The sequence below is a fragment of the Thiovibrio sp. Mzg5 genome (assembly GCF_055379285.1).
This window is the reverse complement of record NZ_AP022872.1, coordinates 451,011-474,109: the sequence shown is the minus strand read 5'-3', so window position 1 is coordinate 474,109 and position 23,099 is coordinate 451,011. Positions and strand designations below refer to the sequence as shown.

Genomic DNA, 23,099 nt, shown 5'->3' with positions numbered 1-23,099 from the left:
TTCCGGAACAACCGATGATTTTTAAAAAAGTTAGACAGCGTAGGGGTTTTCCCCTTTGTAATGGATCTCGGCGATCAGATGGGCGAGCTTGTTGCCTTCGCTGGCCTGCTCTTCGTAGTTGATCAGGTGCGAATGGGTCTCGATGAAAGAGGTATCGAAATCGCCCCTCTTGAAATCCGGGTCCTGCACCAGGTTCACATAGTAGGGAATCGTGGTCTTGGGGCCGGTGATCACAAAGTTGTTCAGGCAGCGGAGCAGCCGGTCCACGGTTTCATTCCAGGAAAAACCGAACACCGTCATCTTGACCAGCAGCGAGTCATAAACCTTGGGAATGGTGAACCCCTGGTAGACAAAGCCGTCCAGCCGCACGCCATAGCCGCCCGGCGAACGGTAGACGGAAACGGTCTTGCCGCCCTCGGGCATGAAGTTGTTCTGCGGGTCCTCGGCATTGATCCGCATCTCCACGGCATAGCCCCGGATATGGACGTCGTCTTGGGTAAAGGAGAGGTTTTTGCCCAGGGCGAGCTTGATCTGGGTCCGGACGATGTCGATGCCGGTGACCATTTCGGTAACCGTATGCTCCACCTGCACCCGGGTGTTGATCTCCATGAAATAAAAATTCCAGTCCCGGTCAACGAGGAACTCCACGGTGCCCGCGTTCACATAATGGGAGGCCTTGGCCGCCGTCACCGCGGTGGCGCAGATCTTGTCGACCAGCGCCTTGTCCTGGATCAGGGAAGGAGCGATCTCCACCAGCTTCTGATTGCGGCGCTGGATCGAGCAGTCCCTGGAGCCCAGATGCACGGTATTGCCATCCTTGTCGGCAAGGATCTGCACCTCGACATGCTTGGGATTGATCACCGCTTTTTCAAGAAAAACCGCGTCGTTGTTAAAAGCAGACTTTGCCTCCGCCCTGGCCGTGGGCAGCTCCGCCCGCAGCTGCTTTTCATTTTCCACCCGCCGAATACCGCGCCCGCCGCCGCCGGCAGTGGCTTTCAGCATAACCGGATAACCGTATTTGTCGGCAAAATCAATGGCTTCCCTGAGACCGGCATCACCGGCAGACAGATTGTCCGTGCCGGGCACCATGGGGATTCCGGCCTCCTTCATGATCAACCGGGCCGTGACCTTATCACCCAAGGCCTGGATAACATCGGAGGGCGGGCCGATGAAGATGATGTCATTGCTCTCGCAGGCCTTGGCAAAATCAGGGTTTTCCGCCAGAAAGCCGTAGCCGGGATGAATGGCGTCGGCCCCCACTTTTTTGGCGACCGCGATGACCTTGTCGATGTTCAGGTAGTCGCAGCGCGGGCCATCCCCAAGCCAGATGGCCTCATCTGCGGTGCGGATGTGCAGGGCGTCCTTGTCCGGGGTTTCATAAATAGCCACGGCAATATGCCCAAGCTCTTGCACCGCCCGAATGATCCGCAGGGCAATTTCACCTCGGTTGGCTATCAAGATCTTTTTCTTCAACGGATCACCTCATTTATGACAATTTTCAGGCCGCACCCGATACGTAGGCCCGTGTATAGACAATATTTTTTTCCGGCAGAATCAGCGCAACACCGCAAAAAAACGCGGAAAAGAACAACAGGGGAACACCCCTCCCAAGACACTCAACTTTGCAAATTACCATACCGGATTTTCAAGGGCAACATTTTATGTCCACAAAAAATAAAGGGAAAGCGTCCATCTTGCAGCAGAGAATCCCTTAAAAAACGGAAAGTCCCGAGAATCAACCCGCACTGCCCCGCTCTCTTTCAAGGCCGGCCAACACCATGGGCAGGTGCAGCCGACAGGCGGCGGCAAAATCCTCCGGAAAATGGCCATTCACCCAGCGAAGCTGGGCCTCGCTGAAGGCGCCCATGGAATACGGGAGCTTGGGCAGAAGCGCATAGAGCAGCCGCTGTCCGGTGGGCTTGGCCGTTATCCGGCTGGAATATTCGATGCTGTTCACCAGCCGGGCGCCCATCCGGGCAAGAAGCTTCTGGGCGATGAGCAGGGCACGGTCCAAGGCGGTGCGGGTGTCTCCGTCCGCCTCCAAGATGTTGCCCACCTCCCCCAGGGCCATGATCTGCAACTCCCACTGGGAGGTCTGCGCCTTGGGCACGAAGAGCAGAACCTCTTCATCTTCATAAACAACCAGACTCTTGTTTTCGTTCCCCTCCCCGTCCATCCGCCTGTTGTTGCGAATCGCCGCAAGATAGGTGCGAAAAAAATCGCATCCTGTCTCCTCCTGGTACCGCTCGCAGAACTCAGCCACCAGATCCCCGCAGGCGTAACTTGACATCGGCGCAGGCGCGGCCTGCCCGCCATGATGCCAGGCGGAAACCGTTTGCGGCAGCAGGGCGAACTGCTGATGGATCTGCTGATGCGAGGCATGGAGCCGATAGCCGCTGGGTGCGAAATCAAAGCCGTAGTTCCAGCCCCAGAGGGTGGCGGTGAAGGCCAAGGGAGGTCCGTCTTTTTGCCGCAGGGCTTGGACCACCGCCATACGCAACTCTTCGAGAGCAGCTTGGGTCAGGGTCTTTCGCTTAGGCGGCAGGGCCAGGCCCAGTTGGCCGGCAAGGCGGAGAAAGGTGCGCTGATAGTAGAGATGCCGCAACCCCTGCATGTCGGCGGCGGAAAGATCCGCGATGCTGTAGCGGACAGCATCGTCCGCCATGTTTGCCGCGTAATGGCCCCAAGGAATGTAGCTGTTGCGGCGCAGATACTCTAAAACATGGCAGTCCTGGGCCGTATTCCGATACTCGCCCACGATTTCGCTGCCCCCCTGCACTCCGGGCCGCAGGACCATGACCTTGCGGTAGACCTCGGGCAAATGGCTATTGTTGACCACCACCTCGAACAGCTCATGCCGGAGAATCATGGCCCGCGCCAGGCCATTTGCGTCCTCTGCGTAGCGAAGGCCGATCGGCACCCCTGCTTCGTCCCGAAGAAATTCGCAGCTCATACCAGCCAACGCCACCAAATCCTCCGGGTCGGTGGAGGTAGCGGCCAGGGTCAGCAGGACCGCCTCAGGAAGCGCGGCCAAGCTTTTTTGCAGCTCCTGCGGAGCTCCGGCGGGCAGGAGAGCCGCCAACGCCTGGCGCATGGACACCGCCTGCGGTGCCGGCAATTTAATAGAGGCTGGACTTACCGCCCTGGGCGCAGCCCAACCGCTGCTGATGTACGTTACCCCCCGAAAAGGAAAAGGATTGGCGATTTCATAGATCACCTCGGCCTGAGCAACCTGCAGATCGCCCTCGGGGAAGTTCTCCCGGTTCAGATACGGATTGCCGTCCAAAAATGCGCCGAGCGGCTCGACACCATCGTTTTCCCGCAGATTGGCAACCTGGTATGAAGGCGCATGCACGCCATAGACAAACTGCCCGGAAGGGTGGACGCAGGAACGCACGGTCATATCAAAATCTCCAATGAATCACACAAGGAAAAGCGGCAAGGTTACGCAGGCGAACTATAACCGGGAATCACACCCACGCTCCACAAGAAAAATCGAAAAAATCTCTGCCTTACTTGCCTTTGCCTCGAAATCTGCTACCATGGTTGGAAATCTATGGCCTGTTTCCTTCTGCCCCACGGTGTGTTTCTCTTGATACAAGCCCTTTTCCACCGAATACTGAAAAACAGAAACCGCAAGCCCTCTCTGCCGGAGGACTCCTTCTGCAACGCCCCCTGCATTTTTACCGATGTTCTGCGGGATATCGACACCGGCCTCATTATTCTCGACACCGTGGAGAAAAAAGTTTTCTTCAAAAATGCCCATGCCGTGAAAATCCTTGAGCCGCTCAGGGCTGCCCAGGATTACGAAGGCCTCTCCGCCCTGCTCTGCAATGACCTTGACCCCCTGCAGCAACCGGGCCGGACCAGGAGCCGACAAACCATCATCCATTACGAACACCGGGTGCTGGGCTATACCGTATACAAAATTCCCGGAGATCAGCGCCACATCTCGATTTTCATTCAGGACATCACCGACCGGCACCGCCTGGCCGCCATCGACGAGGCCACGGAGATGATGAACAACATCGGCTGCCTCTTCTCCGGCATCCGCCACGAAATCGGCAATCCCTTGAATTCCATCAAGATGGCCCTGACCGTCCTGCAAAACAACATCAATAAATATTCCCCTGAAGAAATAGATGTCTATTTCAACAGAATTTCCGGGGAAATCATCAAAATGGAAACGCTGCTCAAGTCGCTCAAAAATTTCAGCATGTTTGAAACGCCCCGAACCAGCGACATTGACCTGGCCATGTTTTTCGACAATCTCATGCAATTGTTGGGCGCGGACATCCGCGCCAAAAAAGTGGAAATCCGGATCGAGATCGCCCCGGAGGCGAAACGGATCATGGTGGACCCCAGAGCCTTGCAGCATGTCACCATGAACCTCTTTGCCAACGCCCTTGACGCCATGGCGGAAACGCAAAACCCGGTGCTCCTGGTGCGCAGCCAAAGCCGCGGCAATGTCATTCTCCTCTCCATCACCGATAACGGCTGCGGCATGTCGGATGAGTTGAGCCGCGATGCCTTCAAGCCTTTTTTCACCACCAAACCACATGGCACCGGGCTGGGGTTGGTGATTTCCAAAAAAATGCTGACCCAGATGCACTGCGGCATTGAACTGGTCAGCGAAAAAGGCCTTGGCACCACCTTCCACCTGACCTTGCCCAAGAGCGCAACAAAAACACAGCGGGGAGACGCCTGACCCGGAAGAGCGGGCAAAACCCTTCCGTCTTCTGTTTTCGCCTGTTGAATAGCACGACGGTTACGGTATAATCCATCAGTTGCCGGGCATTGTTCCCTTTCCTGGGCCTGCCCTTGCAAAACGCTTACAATTTCAAGGAGAATTAGATGGGGATTCGCTCACGTTTCATAATCATCATGGCAATTATTTTCGGCGTCGCCACCGTAGGCATCGGGACGGCCAGCTACCTGTTCAGCAAGCGCAACGCCATGCTGGAGGCGAAAAGCAAAGGGGAACTGATCTTCAATTACATTCTGGCCAACCGGGATTTCTACAAGGAAAAACAGCGCCCCCTCATCATGGAGGTTTTCGAAAAGGACCGTTTTTACCCCGAGTTGATGTCCGGCTTTGTGCTCACCCGCGGCACCTTTGACATCTTCAAAAAGAATCTGACCGGCTATGATTTCAAGCAAGCAACCCTTGACCCCCTCTATCCGCCAAACAAGGCGGACGCATGGGAGACCGGGCTGATTGCCATGTTCGCCAAACAGCCCGAGCTCAAGGCGCATGAGGGCACCATGCAGCGGGAGGGGAAGACCTTCTTTTACCTGGCAAGGCCCATCAAGGTCGAGGGCAAGGATTGCCTGCATTGCCATGGCGACGTGAACGACGCACCCAAGGATCAGGTTGAAATCTACGGCTCGGCCAATGGCTACAACTGGAAGGATGGCGATACAGTAGCCGCCTACGTGGTCTACGTTTCCGTGGAAGAAGCCCTGGCCAACGCCCGGAAGGGGGCCATCACCCTGTATCTCATCGGGGCCGGCTGTTTGCTGGTGGCCCTTATCGGCATCTGGCTGTTCATGGATCGATTCGTGGTAAATCCCATTGTCCGGCTGAGCATCAAGGCCGAAGAAATCAGCCTTGGCAAGAATCTGGAAGAGAGCGTCGGCCTCAAGCAGAATGATGAAATCGGCGCCCTGGCCAACGCCATCGAACGGTTGCGCATGAGCATGGTCCGCATCCTCAAACGGTGAGCATATGTCAATATTAAACACAGACAAACAGCCACATCCTCCGCGGTATACGACAGCCCTCTGCCTTGTCCTGCTCTGCGGCCTGGTGCTGCCCGCACTGTTGCCTCTCCCTGCCTCGGCGGCGGACTGCAAAAAGATGGCCGAAGAGATCAGCCGGGAACGCGATCTCATTGCCCGGCGCGACCTGCTGGCCACCGCCATCAAGCAATGCCCGAAAGACCCGGAGATCAACTTCATGCAGGGCTACAGCCTTGAACGGTTGCGCGACTACAACGACGCCCTGCGTTACTATGTCACTGCTTCGACCCTTGACCCGAAACATGCCAAGGCATTCTTCGGCTTGGGCGACATTTATATGGTGACGGACAAGGCTCAGAATGCCGTAACCGCTTACGAAAAAGGGCTTAGCCTCGATCCCGGCAATAAACGGGCGGCAAAATCCCTGGAATCGGCGCGGATCAAACTTAAGGCCCAACACGGAGAATCGGTGAGTTCCGAGGAGGCAGCCACCGTTCTTTTTGCGGAAAAATCCAAGGATCGGGAGATCAGCCCCATCGAAGCCACGATTCTCAGGCTGCTGATCCTTTTCCCCGACAAGTCAAAGGAGCTTCCCGAAGAGGGCGGTGACCAACTCAGCATTGTGGGAGCGCGCGCCTTTACCAGTCGGGAATTAAAAGGGGCCGTGTTCGAAGTGATCGGCAATACGGACGATTCCGGCGATGCCAAGGCCAATCTGGCCGTTTCCCGGAAAAGGGCCGAGGCGGTGCGCAATTATCTGATCAAAAATTGCAATATTGAGGCGAAAAAGCTGCAGATAGTGGCACACGGCCAAACCCAGCCCATTGTGCCCAACTCCACGGAACAAAACAGAAAAATAAACAATCGGGTTGAGTTCAAGCGGTTGAAATAGAGATAGGATTTAAAGACGGAAAGGAAGGCCTTGTTCCCTCGGGGAGAGAACAAGGCCTTCTTGCTTGTACAATTCAGCGGGGAAGAAGCCTTGCGGTATCTGCTCGGAATTCTTTTTCGAGAGCTGCGTCTCCGATCTCCTGACAGAAAAGATCAACCAACTCCGGAAAGCGCTCCTGGGCGCATGCCCCTCCCGACAGCCATTTTCCGACAATCTCCTTAACCAGCATCGCCGCAATGGGGCCAATGGCCCTGGCCAGCGCATCCTGAAAAACAGGGAGCGCGCTTTGTAACGGTTTTTCGTTCTGCGCCTGGGCGAAATCCATGCTCCCGGCTTTTTTGGCCGAATTTGCCTGCCTGGCGGCGTCGGGGTTAGCACGGACCCTTTCCACGCCCAAGGCAAGTTCGCCAAGGAGCATGTTGCTGGTCATGTTGATGAGTGAAAAATTTGCCTCGGTCTCACAGAGAATCACCAGCAAGGAACCGTCACAGATATGCTTCACCAGAACCATGGCATCGGGAAACCGCATCTCCACGGAATTGACACTGAGCCGGCAGGAGGCATTCATCTTGAAAATACGCTGTAGGGAGACCCCCATCAGCGTGAGCGTCTCGTGGTCATAACCGGCCGGAACAAAAGAAAAGATAATATCCGGCTTATCAACAGAGACAAAAACCCCCAAAACACCGGGGAGCATTTTCAGTTCTTGTAAAAGTTCATCCATGCTACACGCTCCTCATTATGCCCGCGACGCAAGCTGCTGGGCTTCGGCCAGGGCCGGGCCAATGGCCGCGACAATCTTGGTGGGTGAGACTCCCGGCTGAACCTCTACCCCCACCGTCAATTCTGCTCCTGGGATGATCAACAGCTGCTCCCCTTTTTCCTGGGCGAGGATAATATGGGAGGGAAGCTCGGCATATCCGAGAATCCCCCGGATTTTATCCGCCGCTACGGCCACATAGGTGACAAATGGCTTGAACTCTTTATTGTCAATATTTCGCTGCAGCTTGACGGTTCCATCCTTGGCGACAAGCACCATCCGGTTGACGCCCTGGGCTGCAGTGAGCGTCTCCTCGAGACTGGCCTTGCCGCCCTGCTCCAGAGCCTGCGCCATCGCTGCGGTGGAGGGGGGCAAGGGCGTCGTGGCAAAATCAAGATCATCCAGTTGGGCAAAATCATCATCTCCCTCTCCCGCGGACAGGGTTCCGGCCTGAGCCGCTCCCTCGCCCCGTTCGTCGCTTAAACGGGAGCCTTCAATAAGAATGAAGCCCAGCGGGGCGTCAATGGTGCGTTTCCGGTTCTGGCAGAAATTATAAATCTCTATTTCGGCCTGCTCCCAGCTGATAATCTCAAAAGCGGCGTCAAGGCCGGCAAGGGGCTCGGCATAGGCGTTGATCAGGCTGCCGTTTTCGAAAAAAAGCAGACCGGTGCGGCTGCCCGCCCTTGCCATGATAGTGCAGGTTTTTCGGTCAAGCTCCAGAAGCTGCAGAAATGAGGACAACGAGACCCCGGAGACATGCCCCTTGGCGCCTGCGGCCAAGCCATCCTTGATTTTTTGCAGCAGCAGCTCGAAATCCACGGGCTTTTCGATGTATTGAAAGGCCCCCAGGTTCATGAGCCGGTCTTCCATTTCCGGGGTGCCGAAGGCGGTCATGGCAATGACCGGCACGGAGTTTCTGAGCTTGCTCATCCGGCTGACCAGCTCAAACCCGTCCATTTCCGGCATTTTCAAGTCGGTGACCACCAGATGTATCGGCTGGCTGGCAAGAACGGCCAGGGCCTCCTTGCCGTTCCCCGCGGTTACGATCTCAAAGGCATCGACCCGCTCCCGGCACATGTCCTGCAAGCTCAGCAAAAAACCATGGTCGTCATCAACAACCAGCACTTTTTTCATAGAAACTGCCCCTGTTGCAATACGGTTAAAGTTTCAGCCTTCATTTGATGCAGGCCGCCCGGACCTGCAGGAGGTCGGTCTGCCCCGCCAGCACCTTGCGGATGCCGTCCTGTTTGAGGGTCAGCATGCCCACCCGCATCGCCTCGTCCCGGATCTCGACGATGGGACTGTTTTTGACAATGAGAAGCTTCAACGGATCGTTGACCGTGAGCAGCTCATGGATGGCAAGCCGCCCCAAGTATCCGGTCTTTTTGCATTTTTCGCAACCTTTCGGCCGGTACAGGGCGGCCCGATCAATCTCGGCCATGGTCAACGGGCTCAAGGGATGGACCCCATATTCCGCGAGGATCAACTCTTTTTCCGTTGCCTCGGGTGCGTATGCCTCCCGGCAATGGGGGCACAGCCGCCGCACCAGGCGCTGGGCCAGGATGCCAAGCAGCGAATCGGAAAAATTAAAGGGATCGATTCCCATGCCCAAGAGCCGGGTGACTGTTTCCGGGGCGGAGTTGGTATGGAGGGTCGAAAAAACAAGATGCCCGGTGAGCGCCGCCTCGATAACGGTTTCGGCGGTTTCCTGATCCCGGGTTTCGCCCACCATGATGATATCCGGGTCGGCCCGCAAAAAGGCCTTCAGGATTCTGGCAAAATCAAGACCGATCTTGCTTTCCACCTGCACCTGCCGCAGGCCGTCCTGAACAATCTCCACCGGATCCTCGACGGTCCAGATCTTTTTTTCCGGCCGGTTGACGTAATTGAGCGCGCTGTGCAGGGTGGTGGTCTTGCCGGAGCCGGTGGGGCCAACCACCAGGATCAGACCGTAGGGCAGATCAAGGAGACGGCGCAGCTCAATGAGATTTCTTTCGGACAACCCCATTTTCTCCAGGGGCAGGGCCGAGCCGGCGGCAAGAATACGCAGGACCATATCCTCGTTGCCCCCGTGGGTGGGCAGCGAAGCAACCCGAAGCTCAATCTTGCCGCGGCGGGTTTTAAACTTGATCTTGCCGTCCTGGGGCAGCCTTTTTTCAGAGATATCAAGCTTGGCCAAAATCTTCAGCCGGGAGATCAAGGGCCGTTTGTAGGCAAAGGGGATATTTTTATAATGGGAACAGATGCCGTCAATGCGAAAACGGACCGAGGTTCCTTTTTTGCCGGGCAGCGATTCGATGTGGATGTCGGAAGCGTTGCGGGCCACCGCATCCTCGATGATCTTGTTGGCCATCTGCACCACAACCCCATCGGCGGCGCTGCCGGCTTCCTCATCCTCATCCCGCTGCCCGTCGGATTCCTCGATAATCTCCAGGTCTTCGAAAACATCCTGCATCCCCTGACCCAGGGAGTATTTCCCGTAAAAAAAATCGATGTACCGGTTGATATCCTCCTTGAGTCCCACGGCAAAACGGAAAGCAGCGCCGTGGAGTACGGAGCGGATATTGTCCTGCTTGCCGAGATCGTTGGGGTTGTCGGCCAACACAACCACGCGGCCGTTCTCCTGCCCAATGGGAATAAAGACATTGGCCCGAAAATAGCTCTCCTTGGCCCCCTGAATACAAGCAGGCGCCTCCGGCGCTTCCGTATCAATAAATTCGACAAACGGGCAGCCGTAATATTCGCTGAAGGAGGCTCCAAGCTGCTTCCGGTCAAGGCCGAAATCCCCGAGCAGAACACTGTCCAGCGTTTTGTTATGCTGCTTGGCCTTTACCCGGGCCGCATCAAACTGCTCCGGAATCAGCAGTTTATTGCGGATCAGACCGTAAAACTGGCCATACTTGGTCGTACTCTGGGAGAGGGTGGCGAGGCGCTGCCTGGCGTTGTGATAGGTAGGATCGAGGCCGACCATTTCCTCCAAGGTTTTGATGGTGGAAGGAATGGAGCCGGTACTTTCATAGGTAAGGGCCAACTGGTCGAGAAGCTGGAGACGCTCTATCTTCCGGGCGAATCCGTCTTTTTTGCTCGCTGCCGTGGCTGCCGCGGCTTCAAAATGTTCAATGGCTTCAAAGGGGTTGTCAAGCTGGAGACAGCATTCGCCGATTTTGGCATGCACCACGGCGGGCCGGTATCCGGTAGTGAGCAAGGCACGAAGCTCTTCCCCGGCCTCGCTGTAAAAACCTGCCACCAGCAACCCCTGACAGTTCTCGAAACGGTCGGCATCGGAAAGCTGGCCGGCGCTGACGGACGAGGCGGCGCCGGAGGCGGCCATGCCCCGTTCGGTTTGCAGGACAACCAGTCTTTCTTCAACCAGATCCCGGAGAATCGGCTCGCTGTCGTCGATCTGGACCAGCAGCGACTCGCACAGGGCCAGAGCCTCATCCACGAGCCCTTGCCTGGCGTACAGATCGGCTTCGGCAAGTTTTGCCTCAATGGCTTCCCTGGCGGCCACGGTGATTGTCATGCCCATGCCGACCGGTTACACACTCCGCATGGTGATGACCGGAACGGTATTCCCCTTGACCGTAAGATTGCCGGCAACAAGGGTGGAGGGATCAGCCAGAGGTTCCCAGCGGTAGCCGGAAACGATATCAAGCTGTTCTGTCGGCGCGTCAAGCCAGAAGGCCATGCCGCTGTTCTCCTTAAACAGGATGAGCAGGGAGTTGTCAGCCTTGGGGTCACATTTTTCCGCGCCCGACGGCTTGGCCACCGGAATGGTCAGCGTTTTCAGGGTGGCTTCATCGTGAAAACTCAGCTCACCTTGCACCACAAAGCCGATCTTGCCGAAAAGCCCGCGTTTCAGCTTTTTCATGGACAGAAAGGGGCCGCATTTCCTGACCCTGCCCGCCGGTTTGCCTTGGTAAACAATCTGTTCCGGCAGAAAACCAACTGTTTTCCCGCCCCAGGTGGCAAGCGCCACCGTCTGCCAAGGGCAGACCGCCGCCGGCCCTGCCGATTTTGCCGATTGCCCGCCGGTCGGCTCGACCGGAGCAACGGCGTCCGCCTGATAGTCCGCGCCCAGCGCCTTGATCAAATTTTGTTTTTGCCTTTCCAACCGTTCCCGCAGCTCGGTATGAATGGCATGCAGTTTTTCATAGCCGGGCGTTTTGGCAAAAAGGTTTTCAACCGGGATAATCCGTTTGGCAATGCACTTGCCCAACACGGTGAGATGGCCATTCACCGCCTCAATCAGCACCGCAGCCGCCCTGCCGCCGGAGGCAAGGGGAAGTTCCGGCAAAAGATCCTCTTCCGCCGGCTCTGACTGAACCACAGTGAAGGCGGAAGCGGTGGCTGCTTGAGCGGTAGGAACTTGCGCGGCAGCAGCGCTAGCGGCGACCACTGTTTTCTGCTCGGTCCCGGAAACGCTTTGCGCCCGAGGAGAAGAAGCGCTCTGCACGAGTTTGCTGTAATCCTTGGGGATATTGGGAATAGCGGAACGCAACTCGGAAAGAGTGGGGTCCAGCAGCGTTTTTTCGATCAGGGAGAGATTCTCTGTGCCTGCGGCGGCCCGCAAGGTTTGCAGACCTTCCTGCAAGGTCTTCGGGGCGGAGGTGGAAACACTTTGCGGGGCAATGGCCATGGCTTCAAGCAGCCTGTCCATGAGGGAGAAAATTTCCGTCAGAGCGACAGCTTTATCCACCTCGAAAATGCCCTGAATTTCCTTAAGAGCGCTCCGGGTTTTTTCTATGTTGCTCGAAGAGATTTCCCAGTCCAGGGAAAGCAGGGCTTCCTCAAGGGGGCTGAAGGCATCCGTCCCATCGGCGGCAAGCAGGCTGACCGGCAAGGGGGCGGTTTTTTCCAGGGGGGGGACGGCGGCAGCCTGGCTTGTCGGCACGTCTTCGGCCGCTGCCGCTGGCGTGCCTTGTCCTGCCCCGGCATGGGGGGAGAAAAGGTTGTCAATGGCGTCATCTATCTCGCCGTGGAAGTCACGATTGGGGGCTTTGTCAGTCATAAACTCCATTCTCCTTGAGAAATTGCCGGCCTTACAACATCACGGAAGGCTTATTTCGTCTCATGCAGCAGATGCTTATTGGTGACATAACGCACAGTCTGTTTGCTGATTTCCCGCAAGGTTTCAAAAACACCCAGCCCCGTAACCGCCGAGGCTTCAAAGGTCTTCACCTTGTAGACGCTGTTGAGGTCGGCCTCAAGCTCTGCCACGGTCAAGGTGGGGATCGGGGTGTCAACAAGATCCCGCTTGTTATACTGGATAACCAGGGGCATTTCTTCCAGCTTGAGCCCGTATTCCAGGAGGCTCGTCCGCAGATCTTCCAGGCTTTCGATGTTTCTCTCCCTCCGCACCTGAAGAGGGTCGGCCACAAAAACCAAGCCATCCGCCCCCTTGAGGACAAGCTTACGGGTGGAGGCATACATGACTTGGCCCGGCACGGTATAGAGCTGAATCCGGATATTAAACCCCCGAATCGTTCCCAAATTCAGGGGGAGAAGATCGAAAAACAGGGTCCGGTCGCCCTTGGTTTCGATGGTCAGCATCTTACCCCGGGCATTCTCCGCCATGGAGCTGTGCACGGTGAGCAAATTGGTCGTCTTCCCGCAGCGGCCCGGTCCGTAATAGACGATCTTGCAGTGAATTTCTTTTTTGCTAAGATCAATGAGCGCCATGGGTCATCCTTCAAAAATTTTCAGGAGAGTCTCGGACAGGCCGGCCACCCGGCAACGCACCAGACCGAGCGAGACATCTTCCCCAAAAATGGTAATGAGAATAAGCTCCTCGCCAATCCGGCCAAAATGGATATTTCCATTTTTTCCCTTATGAAAGAGCAGGGAAAAATCCTCCTCACCGATCAATTTGGCGATCTGGGAAGTTGCGCCCAGGCTGGCCGCAGCCAGCGCGGCCAGGGAAATGGCGTCGAGATCATCGGTGTCATGCCCGCAGTTGGACAGGATATTGCCTGCCCCATCAATGAGCAGGGCGTTGCGAACGCCCGCCTGAATGAGCGAGCCTTCTATGGTATTCCTGGCTTTCTCCAGAATTTCCGCAGTCAGGATGAAATCTTGCATCTCCCGTTTTCTCCCGTGGTGAGGGTTTGGGTACTCCATCACAGCAAACAGGGTAAGGTTGCCGCACACAGAGGGGCGAAGCACAACTGCCATGAAATGGCTTCGAATCCGGCTGAAACGCTGTATATCTGCTGAATTTCCGGCAAAACACGTCCCTATCGTGTACATGGAAAAAAAAACCGTGTCAAGCTGAAAGCGTGAAGAAATAATGTACTGATTCCAATCAAATATAATGGTCCCGCAAGAACTGACCACGTTTCACGCAATGACCGGGCAGCATGCCTTCTCCAAAAACAGCCGCGCCGGAAAAGAATGGGACGAGACCGAAACAGGGCAAAGAAAGAAAGCCTCGGAACCGCACCCGGTTTTTTAGGTCTCCACTCTCTTCTCTCCTTGTCTAACCTGCTGAAAATGGAGTAATGTATCGGTCTTGGAAAACTCAAAAAAAGACTTCGCCGGTTAGGCGACAAGGATTTTCACCATGAACAAACCTGGCTATTTTGGACAATGGGGCGGCGCCTATATCCCGGAAGTGCTGTACGAAACATTTCGGGAGCTGCGAGAGGTGTACGCCAAGGCCAAGGCAGACCCGGCCTTCTGGCAGGAATACCTCGCCCTCATGAGCTCGTACTCCTGCCGCCCCACCCCCCTTACCCATGCGGAAAACCTGAGCCGGCACTTCGGCGGGGCGCAGATCTTCATCAAGCGCGAGGATCTCAACCACACCGGGGCGCACAAGGCCAACAACGTCATGGGCCAGGGGCTGCTGGTCAAGCGCATGGGCAAGACCCGGGTGATCGCGGAAACCGGTGCGGGCCAGCACGGGGTGGCCTGCGCCACCATGGCCGCCAAATTCGGCTTTGCCTGCACCATCTACATGGGCGAGGAAGACGTGCACCGCCAGCGGCCCAATGTCTTCTGGATGGAGAAACTCGGCGCCACCGTGGTGCCGGTGACCACCGGCAGCCGCACCCTCAAGGACGCCATCAACGAGGCTTTCCGCGACTGGGTTTCCAACATGGACACCACCCATTATGTGATGGGCACGGTCTGCGGGCCGCATCCCTTCCCGGAGATGGTGGCCTGGTTCCAGTCCATCATCGGCCAGGAGGCACGCAAACAGATCCTCGCCACCCACGGCAAACTTCCGGCCCGGGTCTATGCCTGCGTGGGCGGCGGCTCCAACGCCATGGGCATCTTCCAGGGTTTTCTTGATGACGGTGAAGTCGAGCTGATCGGGGTGGAAGCGGGCGGCAAGGGGCTGGACACCGGCCAGCACGCCGCACGGCTCGCCAGCTCCGACGCCTCGCCCGGCGTGGCCCAAGGCTACAAAACCATGTTTCTCCAGGACTCCGACGGCCAGATGCGCGACACCCATTCGGTGGCCGCGGGTCTCGATTACATCGGGGTTTCCCCCCTGCTCACCGACCTCTGGGAAAAGGGGCGGGTCCGCTTTGCCGCGGCCACCGACCAGGAGGTCATGACGGCGCTGGATCTGACCATCAAAAAAGAGGGGATCATCCCGGCGCTCGAATCCACCCATGCCTTTGTTCAAGCCTTCAAGGAGGCGGGCGAGTTGAGCCGCGACCAGGCCATCGTCATCAACCAGTCCGGCCGGGGCGACAAGGACATCTTCACCATTGCCCATGCCTTTGATGACCCATCGTGGAAGGATTTTATCCGGAAAAAGGGAGAAGAATATGCAGCTCGCTGAGCAGCTCCGGGCAGCCCGGAACAAAAAAGAGATCCTGCTCATGACCCATCTGGTCCTGGGCTACCCCTCCTTTGCCGTTAACCGCGAGGTGATCCACCAGATGGTGGCAAACGGGGTGGACGTGATCGAACTCCAGATCCCCTTTTCCGAGCCCATGGCCGATGGACCCATGATCATCAAGGCCAACCAGGAGGCTATTGCCAGCGGGACCAAGGTCGCCGACTGCCTTGCCTTTGCCGCGGAGATGGCGGCGCAATACGATATCCCTTTCCTGTTCATGACCTACTACAATATCCTCTTCAAATACGGCCTGAAGGATTTTTTAAAGAAGGCCAAGGAGATCGGCATCAGGGGCTTTATCATCCCCGATCTGCCGCCGGAAGAGGGCGAGGAGTATCTCCGGCTGGTCCGTGAGTTTGATCTTGCCCCCATCCAGATCTTCGCCCCCACCAGCACGGAGGAGCGGATGCGGACCCTGGCCGGGCATGGGGATGGATTCATCTACTGTGTGGCCCGGAGGGGCGTCACCGGCAGCAAGACCGAGTTCGATGCCTCCTTTGATGAATACCTGGCCCGCTGTCGCAGGGCCACGAACCTGCCGCTCGCCGTGGGTTTTGGCATCAGCAACCGGGAAGACGTACAAATCCTGACCGGCAAGGCCGACCTGGCGGTAATCGGCACCGCCACCATCCGACTGGTGGAAGAGAAAGGTCCGGAGGCCGTGGGTCCTTTTATTGCCGGGCTCAGGGGCTCAAGGGAATGAAAGCCAAGGCCCCCGCCAGCAAGCCGCTGGTAAGCGAGACCACCCGCTTCCATGAGCTTGCGGCCCAAAGCCTTGAATGGGTGTGGGAAACGAATGCCCAGGGGGATTTCACCTATTGCTCGCCCAGCTGCAAGGCCCTCTATGGCTATGCCCCCCGGGAACTCCTGGGCCTCAACATCATTGAAACCTTCATCCCCCCGGAAGACCGTGCGACCCAGCGAAAAATCATGGAGGAGATTCGCCTGAGCAGAAAACCCCGCAATGGCCTGCGGCGACGGGCGATGCGGAAGGACGGGACCGTCATCCCCATCGAAACCCACTGCCGGCCAGTGCTGTCTGGAAAAACCGTGGTCGGTTTTCGCGGCCTCTCCAGGGATCTCCGGGTCATTCAGGAACTGGAACTCCACCTCGAACACAAGAGTCGTGAACTCACCGAGGTCAACAGCGCCATCAGCCTTCTCCTGCACCAAGGCGCCGAGGCCAGGGCCGAGCATGAACGGAGGATCCACGACAATCTGCAACGCCTGGTTTCACCCTATCTGGAAAAAATACAGGAGCGCTGCAAGGACCAGGAGCTGCAGCTCTACCTGCGGGTGGCCTTGGCCAATCTTGAAAAAATCACCTCGACCTTCAGCCTGACGCTCTCCGCCAGACTGGTCGGGCTCACCCCCCGCGAGCTGGAGGTGGCGGAACTGATCAAACAGGGCCGATCCACCAAGCAAATTGCCGCCATTCTTGATCTTTCCAGCCGGACCGTGGAGTTTTACCGCGACAAACTCCGCGTCAAGCTCGGCATTAAAAGCAAAAAAACCAACCTGCGCTCCTACCTTTCCTCCCTTGCCTGATAGGCATCCGGCCAAACCCCGTATTTTTCCCGTATTGCCATAACCTGCCAACTCCATTATTAGGAAAACCTCTGCCATAATTTATTAGTATTATGATTTTCGATATACACTGTGATTAGTCTGCCACCAAACCGGGGGGAACGGTGTCAGAAAAGAAAAAAGCACCGCCTGCCTGACACTATCGGCCCAAGGTCGCCCTTCTCGACCTTCCCGCTGCGAATACCACGGTAAGCAGAAAAAATAACAGGAGCGTATGTTGGACACCCCCAGAACCCTTCCCCTGGACCTTCTCCACCAGCTTTTCACCCCTCTCTCCGAGGCGATACCCTGCGGTCTCTTGGTTGTCGAAATCCTCCGGGACGGCTCCGGCAATCCCACAGAGTTTGTGGGCAGGGTTACCAACCGGCTTTTTTGCGAACTGCTTTCGGTGAGCGAGGACGATATCCTGAAAAAGGAGCTGCCACCCCCCCTCAGCCGGACCTTGGCCCTGCCTGCATTGCTGCACGAATTCGCGCTTTCCGGGGCGATACAGATAGACAAAGATCTTCCTCTGGGTCCAGCAGGTCAAACCTACACCCTCCAGGCGCACCTCCCCTGCCCGGAATTGCTGACCATAACCATCCAGAATGGTCAGCCGGATCGGACTCGAATCAACTCCCAGGCCGAAATGATTCTTGACAGCCTGGGGGATCCCTGCACCATCGTCGACAGAAACTTTTCCGTTTGCTACGAAAACGGAGCCGCCCAGGAGCTCTGGGGCTCCAACTACGGAAAAAAATGCTATGCCATATACCATCATCGACAGAGCCCCTGCGAGCCCTGTCATTCTGCGGATGTATTTGCCGATGCCAAGATACACAAAGAGGAAAAACTGGCATACATCAATGGAAGCGAGCACCACCTGGAGATCACCTCCGCACCGCTGAAGGATGATACGGGCAAGGTTTTTGCCGTGGTGAATATCACCCACGATGTAACCATCCGCAAGATGACGGAAAAAAGCAAGGAACACCTCATCAGGGAACTGCAAGCCTCCCTGGCCAAGACAAAACGGCTGAACGGCCTGTTGCCCATCTGCTCCTACTGCAAGAAAATCAAGGACGACAATGGGGCCTGGCAACAGCTGGAGAGCTATCTCCGCAGTCACGCCGAGGTGGAGTTCAGCCACGGCATCTGTCAGGAATGCGGGGAAAAACATCATCCCCAAGTCTTTCCCAAGAAAAAATAATCATGCCCGGCTCTTGGTCAGCGCCTCTCTTTTTTACATTTTGTTTTACAGTCCCCTGGCATACAGAGTAGTGTGACAGAATAAGAAAAAGGGCGCCGGGCTTCCCCCGACGTCCCCAGACCGCTACGCCGCCAGAAATATGACAGGTGCCATGAGCCAGAACAAAACCCTGAGTGAAATATTCAGCCAGGTCAACATGAGCGAGTTGCCTGCCATGTCGGACCATGTCCAGGAATTGCTGCGCCTTCTCAACCGGGATGAGTCCAGCGCCGAGGAAATATCCGAGGTTATTCTCAAAGATGCCTCCCTGACCACCAAACTCCTGCAGGTGGTCAACTCGGCATTTTACAGCCGGGGAATCCCCATCTCCAACATCAGCCGGGCCATCACCGCCCTTGGCCTCACCACCCTGAAAGAACTGGCCGTCAGCCTGGCTCTGTTCGAGGATTTTCTTAAGGCCGGAGTCGAGAAGGAAGAAATCAGTAAACTCCTGGCCCTCTGTTTTCTCAGCGCTTCCCAGGCAAAAATCCTCTGCACGGTCAAGAAAATCAATGTGCCGGAAGAGGAGGTCTTCATCTGCACCTTGCTCCACCAACTGGGCAAGCTCATCATCCTGGTCTATATGCCGGAGCTGTACCGCAAGGCCCAGGAGCTCATCGATCGGGGCTACTCCGATGAATTTGCCGCCAAAACCGTATTGAACGACCTTACCTTTTCTTCGGTGGGCATGGAAATTGCCCGCTTCTGGAATTTTTCCGAAAAGATCGTCCTGAGCATGGGGGATAATCCGCCCCAACCGACCAGCAAATTAGACTCCCAGCTCTACCTCCTCAATGTGGCGGCCTTCTGCAACCGCCTGACCTGGATTCTCTGCTACGGCTCCAACCTGGAGCTTGGCGAACTGATCCTGCACTATGGGCCGATAATGGATCTCAACAGACGGGAGGCTTTGGGCCTTGCCAACAGAAGCCTGGATATCGCCGAAGCGATGCCGGACAGCATCATCCGCTTCGGCCTTGCCAAGCTCAAGCTCCGCGGCAAGATCTCCCAGAAAGAAAAAACGAGCCACTGACCTCCCCGACTTTTAAGCAGGGAGGGGAACAGGGGCCAGCAAGAGACAAGACGGGAAAGACACGGCCTGCCCCCTAAACTCCACACATCAAATGGTTTCCCCGGTGGCGATGGTCAGCGAGGGGAAATCCCCACCCTTGCGGAAGGGCGTCACCACGCAATTGCGTCCGATCACGGTCTGGGGCGGAACCTCAGCCTCCTTGCCGATCATGGTGATCCCGGTGTAGAGATGCTTGGGGCAGGCCTTGTTGGGCGTCCCCTTGTCCTCGCCCTGCCCCACCACCGCGCCAAAGCCGACCCGGACCCTTTTATCGAGAATGGCCAGATCCACCACCGCCCCTTCCTCCAGAATGCAGTCGTGCAGAATGATGGAGTCCCTGACCCGGACATTCTTCCCCACCCGCACCCCGGGCGAAAGCACTGAGTTGATCACCTCACCCTCGATGACGCAGCCGGCGGAGATCATGGAGCCCTCCACCACGCAGCCGCCGGCAAAACGGGCAGGACACCGATCCACCAGCAATCGGTCCGCATAGGGATTTGGCCGGATGCCCCAAGCCTGCGGGGAAATCTCGGCATCACCCTTGAGCAGATCCATATTCGCCTGCCAATACGCCTGAACCGTGCCCACATCCCGCCAGTAGCCGTGGAAGGGGTAGGCAAAGACATTGTCCCGCTCGATGGCCTTGGGGATGAGGTGCATGCCGAAATCCACCTCCTCGCGGTCTTCCTCCAGAAGCCGGAGCAGATATTCGGTGTCAAAGACGTAGATTCCCATGGAGGCCAGATCGGTGCGGGGCACCTTGGGTTTTTCCTCCCATTCGACGATGCGGCCCTCGGTATTGGTGATGCCCGCGCCGAACTGGTGGATCTCGGAGAGCGGCACCACCATCATGGCGATGGTCACCTGGGCCTGCTTCCTCCGATGAAACCGGAGCATGTCGTCGAGATCCATGCGGTAGATATGGTCCCCGGAAAGAATGACCGTTTCCTTGGCCGGGTGGGCCCGGATAAAATCGATGTTCTGGCGCACTGCGTCGGCGGTGCCCTTGTACCAGTCGGAATCCTGGAACCCGGTGCGGGGGGGAAGGATCTTGATCCCCCTGGTGCGGCCCGTGAAATCCCACGCCTCGCCGGTACCGAGATGGCGCATCAGAGAAAGGGGCTTGTACTGGGTAAGCACCCCGACCTGGCTGAGCCCTGAGTTCATCACGTTGCTCAGGGAAAAATCGATGATCCGGTAGACTCCGGCAAAGGGCACGGCCGGCTTGGCCCTGGTCTGCACCAAGACGTTGAGGCGACTGCCGACCCCGCCGGCCAACAGGAGAACCAGGGTATTGTCGCCTTGGATCATCGGACCACCTCATTGTTGCCGATTTCCCCGACCATCTGCTCCGGGCGCAGATTCGGGTGCAGGGTGCAGCCGGAGCCGATCACCATCCCGTCCAGCACATGGTTGTTCCAGCCGACCACCGTCACCTTGTCGGCCTGCGGTACCCCTGTTTCGCCGATCCGCACCCTGGCGCCAAAAGTCACATTGACGTCGCTCACCACCGTGTCGAGGCTGGCGCCGTGCCCCACCACATTATCGTAAAAGAGCACGGAGTTTTTCACCTCCGCCCCGGACTTGACATGGACCCCAGGGAAGAGGATGGAGTTTTCCACCCGCCCCTCCACGATGCAACCGTTATAGACCAGGCTGTTCTCGATGTGGGCTCCGGGGCCCACCTTGAGAGGCTGACAGTCCCTAACCGCCCGGTGTTCCAGGTTGGTACGGATGCCCCAGTCCGCAAGGGGAATCTTTGGCTCCACCCCCAGCAGATCCATGTTGGTTTGCCAGTATTCGGCAACGGTCCGGGTGTATCCCCAATAGCCATGGAACTTGAAACCGTAAACCCTGCGCTGGGTCGCCATGATGCGGGGCAGGATATCCCGGCCGAACTCAAAGGACTCATCTTCCCGGGCGTTGGTCTCCAGCACCTCATAGAGCACCGAGGGCTTGAAGCAGTAGACGGTGAGCGAGGCCCAGTTGAATTTGGGGTCGGCCGGCTTCTCCTGGTATTGATGGATGCGGCCGCCGCGCTCGCCGTCCTCGTCGTCGATCTCCGCCACCCCGAAACGACTGGCCTCGGCCATGGGCACCTGAATACAGGCGATGGTCAGGTCGGCATCCTTTTCCCGATGGTACTGGAGAATCTCCCGGTAATCCATGTGGTAGACATGGTCGCCGGAGAGCACCAGGATGGTCTCCGGGTCATGGTACTGGACAAAATCGAGATTCTGATGGATGGCATCGGCCGAGCCCCGGTACCAGCTGCTCTGGCCCGAACCTTGGGAGGGAGGAAGGATGAAAGCCCCGCGGTGGCGACCGGTCATATCCCAGGCCGCACCGACCCCGATATGGCTGATCAGGGAAAAGCTCCGGTACTGGCTGAGGATGGCGACCCGTTCCAGGCCGGAGTGCATGAGATTGCTCAGGGCGAAATCGATTATCCTGGCAAAACCGCCGAAAGGGACAGCTGACTTGGGCCGGTAGGCGGTGAGCACGTTCAGCTCGTCAACGCGCCCCCCGGCAAGGATCATGGCCAGAACCTTCGGTTTCAGTTTCATGGAATTCCTGAAGAAAGAGGGGAAGCCGGTGAGCGGCTCCTAAATTCTGCTGCTATTCCTGGTTGCAAAACCATTATGGAAAGGGTTGCGCCAAAAAGCAAGCACAGGAACGTGGGAGGAAAAAGATTTCCCGAAGGGTTGATAGTACGACAAACGATTACAGGGTGGTGCAGATGCGCGGAAGAGGCCGGCGAAGTGTGCAAATGCACATGAGCCAGCCAATGACAGCTAAGCGAGCTTGCGAGACTGCGAAGCAGATGCGCCGCCCTGTGATCGTTTACCGGCTACTGGAGGTGTTTGGTGGTGAGCCGCATCAGAGTCTTGGTGGAAAAATCCTGCATCTCCACAGGCAGATTCCGCAGCGGCACCTCGGCCCTGGCCGCTTCCCGGTGCCCGCCCGCCGAGCCGATCTCATTGAACATCTTCTCCGCCAGCCGTCCGGCATTTTTCTTGTAGCCGTCACAGCGGAAGATGACCACCAGCTTGTCGTTATGCAGGCCGGAGACAAAAACCCAGGTGACATCGTGAACCTGATTTAAAAAATCGGCGATGAGCACCAGCATATCCGGGCTGGAGACCCTTCCTAGATGGGCATAGAGCCGCTGCTTGCTCACCTTCATCTCGTTGAGGGCGGTCTTGAAATAATTCAGCTCGGAGCGGCGGAAGGAGGAAAGCTCTATCTTGCGGACCAGATTCTGGTTGGCGATATTGAAGAGATAGCGGAAGGAAATGGCATCGGCCAGGGTGGCCTTTTTTTCAAAATTCCGGGTATCCACCTTGATCGCGTAAAAAAGGGCGGTGGCCAGCGCCACCGAGGGCTTGAGGCTGGCGGCCCGCAGATACTCGACCAGCATGGAAGCGGTGGCGCCGAAATCCTTGCGGATATCGACAAAGGGAGCCACCCAACCCTTGGTGGCGGGATGGTGGTCAATGACCACATCAAAGGTAATATTCTCGAAACAGGGCAGATGGCTGGGCTGGGAATCCAGCATCACCTTCTTGGTGAAATCCCCGATCTTGAGGGTGTGCAGACGTTCCATGGGGATCTTCAGCAGATCCACCATGACCACGTTGTTGAGCCGTCTGATTTCGTTGGGATAGGCAATAGTGACGCTTTTCACCCGGTAGCGGAGCAACCGCTTCAAGGCCATGGCGCTGGCAATGGCGTCCGGGTCGGCATTGATGACCACGAGAACCTGGTCCTCCTTGCCGAAAAGACCGCAGAACTCGAGCAGACGTTCCTTGGCTGTCTTCTTTTTGTTGGAAATCGGTTTTTTGGGAACCTCACAACTTCCGTTCACGCCCACGCCATCATCCCCGCCATCCATGAAAACCAGGCCGAAAACCGGCCTGCTTGCTCTCTGCTTTACCAAACAACCGATGCCCTATACCA

The 23,099-nt window shown here is 57.0% G+C and carries 19 protein-coding genes; 8 read left to right on the top strand and 11 right to left on the bottom strand.

The genetic code is table 11. From position 1 onward, the window contains the following. Nucleotides 1–30 precede the first annotated feature (30 nt). The gene (locus ACZ46D_RS02185) at nt 31–1,473 is read right to left on the bottom strand and encodes an acetyl-CoA carboxylase biotin carboxylase subunit (RefSeq protein WP_464928405.1); all 1,443 of its coding nucleotides are present in this window, start codon (nt 1,471–1,473) and stop codon (nt 31–33) included. A gap of 262 nt (nt 1,474–1,735) precedes the next feature. Then, entirely contained in the window at nt 1,736–3,403 is a 1,668-nt protein-coding gene (locus ACZ46D_RS02180; RefSeq protein ID WP_464928404.1) for a hypothetical protein, read from the bottom strand. A 153-nt stretch (nt 3,404–3,556) separates the two neighbouring features. Between ACZ46D_RS02180 and ACZ46D_RS02175 the strand changes: the two genes are divergently transcribed. The 3 genes from ACZ46D_RS02175 (at nt 3,557) to ACZ46D_RS02165 (ending at nt 6,634) form a co-directional block, all read left to right on the top strand. Beyond that, a complete protein-coding gene (locus ACZ46D_RS02175; protein ID WP_464928403.1) occupies nt 3,557–4,708 on the top strand; it encodes a sensor histidine kinase in 1,152 nt (383 codons plus the stop codon). 146 nt (nt 4,709–4,854) lie between these two features. Further along, the gene (locus tag ACZ46D_RS02170) at nt 4,855–5,724 is read left to right on the top strand and encodes a Tll0287-like domain-containing protein (RefSeq protein WP_464928402.1); all 870 of its coding nucleotides are present in this window, start codon (nt 4,855–4,857) and stop codon (nt 5,722–5,724) included. A gap of 4 nt (nt 5,725–5,728) precedes the next feature. Then, a complete protein-coding gene (locus ACZ46D_RS02165) occupies nt 5,729–6,634 on the top strand; it encodes an OmpA family protein (protein ID WP_464928401.1) in 906 nt (301 codons plus the stop codon). Nucleotides 6,635–6,707: 73 nt separating this feature from the next. On the opposite strand, the gene ACZ46D_RS02160 is transcribed toward ACZ46D_RS02165, so the two are convergent. From ACZ46D_RS02160 to ACZ46D_RS02135, 6 genes are read right to left on the bottom strand one after another with little or no spacing between them, the layout of a single operon-like run. Further along, entirely contained in the window at nt 6,708–7,358 is a 651-nt protein-coding gene (locus ACZ46D_RS02160; protein WP_464928400.1) for a DUF8082 domain-containing protein, read from the bottom strand. Nucleotides 7,359–7,373: 15 nt separating this feature from the next. After that, entirely contained in the window at nt 7,374–8,528 is a 1,155-nt protein-coding gene (locus ACZ46D_RS02155; RefSeq protein WP_464928399.1) for a DUF4388 domain-containing protein, read from the bottom strand. A gap of 40 nt (nt 8,529–8,568) precedes the next feature. Then, the gene (locus tag ACZ46D_RS02150) at nt 8,569–10,917 is read right to left on the bottom strand and encodes an ATPase, T2SS/T4P/T4SS family (protein ID WP_464928398.1); all 2,349 of its coding nucleotides are present in this window, start codon (nt 10,915–10,917) and stop codon (nt 8,569–8,571) included. 15 nt (nt 10,918–10,932) lie between these two features. Continuing rightward, nucleotides 10,933–12,405: a hypothetical protein gene (locus ACZ46D_RS02145; protein WP_464928397.1), complete on the bottom strand. Its 1,473-nt coding sequence runs from the start codon at nt 12,403–12,405 to the stop codon at nt 10,933–10,935. 50 nt (nt 12,406–12,455) lie between these two features. Continuing rightward, a complete protein-coding gene (locus tag ACZ46D_RS02140; RefSeq protein WP_464928396.1) occupies nt 12,456–13,076 on the bottom strand; it encodes a GTP-binding protein in 621 nt (206 codons plus the stop codon). 3 nt (nt 13,077–13,079) lie between these two features. Continuing rightward, complete coding sequence (locus tag ACZ46D_RS02135) at nt 13,080–13,475, bottom strand: roadblock/LC7 domain-containing protein (RefSeq protein ID WP_464928395.1); 396 nt, start codon at nt 13,473–13,475, stop codon at nt 13,080–13,082. Between the two features lie 481 nt (nt 13,476–13,956). On the opposite strand from ACZ46D_RS02135, the gene trpB reads away from it, so the two are divergent. From trpB to ACZ46D_RS02110, 5 genes are all read left to right on the top strand, one after another. Continuing rightward, a complete protein-coding gene (gene trpB / locus ACZ46D_RS02130; protein WP_464928394.1) occupies nt 13,957–15,189 on the top strand; it encodes a tryptophan synthase subunit beta in 1,233 nt (410 codons plus the stop codon). Continuing rightward, nucleotides 15,176–15,952 carry a tryptophan synthase subunit alpha gene (gene trpA / locus ACZ46D_RS02125; protein WP_464928393.1) on the top strand — a complete coding sequence of 259 codons (777 nt, stop codon included), beginning with the start codon at nt 15,176–15,178 and terminating at the stop codon, nt 15,950–15,952. The genes trpB and trpA overlap by 14 nt, the downstream gene beginning before the upstream one ends. Then, nucleotides 15,949–16,797: a PAS domain-containing protein gene (locus ACZ46D_RS02120; RefSeq protein WP_464928392.1), complete on the top strand. Its 849-nt coding sequence runs from the start codon at nt 15,949–15,951 to the stop codon at nt 16,795–16,797. Before trpA ends, ACZ46D_RS02120 begins: the two co-directional genes overlap by 4 nt. Before the next feature lie 253 nt (nt 16,798–17,050). After that, entirely contained in the window at nt 17,051–18,025 is a 975-nt protein-coding gene (locus ACZ46D_RS02115; protein WP_464928391.1) for a PAS domain-containing protein, read from the top strand. A 151-nt stretch (nt 18,026–18,176) separates the two neighbouring features. Further along, a complete protein-coding gene (locus ACZ46D_RS02110) occupies nt 18,177–19,097 on the top strand; it encodes an HDOD domain-containing protein (RefSeq protein WP_464928390.1) in 921 nt (306 codons plus the stop codon). An 87-nt stretch (nt 19,098–19,184) separates the two neighbouring features. Here the strand turns inward: ACZ46D_RS02110 and ACZ46D_RS02105 are convergent, their stop codons facing one another. The 3 genes from ACZ46D_RS02105 to ACZ46D_RS02095 all read right to left on the bottom strand — a co-directional run bounded on the left by ACZ46D_RS02105 (nt 19,185) and on the right by ACZ46D_RS02095 (nt 23,079). Next, the gene (locus ACZ46D_RS02105) at nt 19,185–20,450 is read right to left on the bottom strand and encodes a glucose-1-phosphate adenylyltransferase family protein (RefSeq protein WP_464928389.1); all 1,266 of its coding nucleotides are present in this window, start codon (nt 20,448–20,450) and stop codon (nt 19,185–19,187) included. After that, nucleotides 20,447–21,706 carry a glucose-1-phosphate adenylyltransferase family protein gene (locus ACZ46D_RS02100; RefSeq protein ID WP_464928388.1) on the bottom strand — a complete coding sequence of 420 codons (1,260 nt, stop codon included), beginning with the start codon at nt 21,704–21,706 and terminating at the stop codon, nt 20,447–20,449. Before ACZ46D_RS02100 ends, ACZ46D_RS02105 begins: the two co-directional genes overlap by 4 nt. Before the next feature lie 284 nt (nt 21,707–21,990). Then, nucleotides 21,991–23,079 (bottom strand): DHH family phosphoesterase, encoded by a 1,089-nt coding sequence (locus tag ACZ46D_RS02095; RefSeq protein WP_464928387.1) that lies wholly within the window; start codon nt 23,077–23,079, stop codon nt 21,991–21,993. Nucleotides 23,080–23,099: the final 20 nt, after the last annotated feature.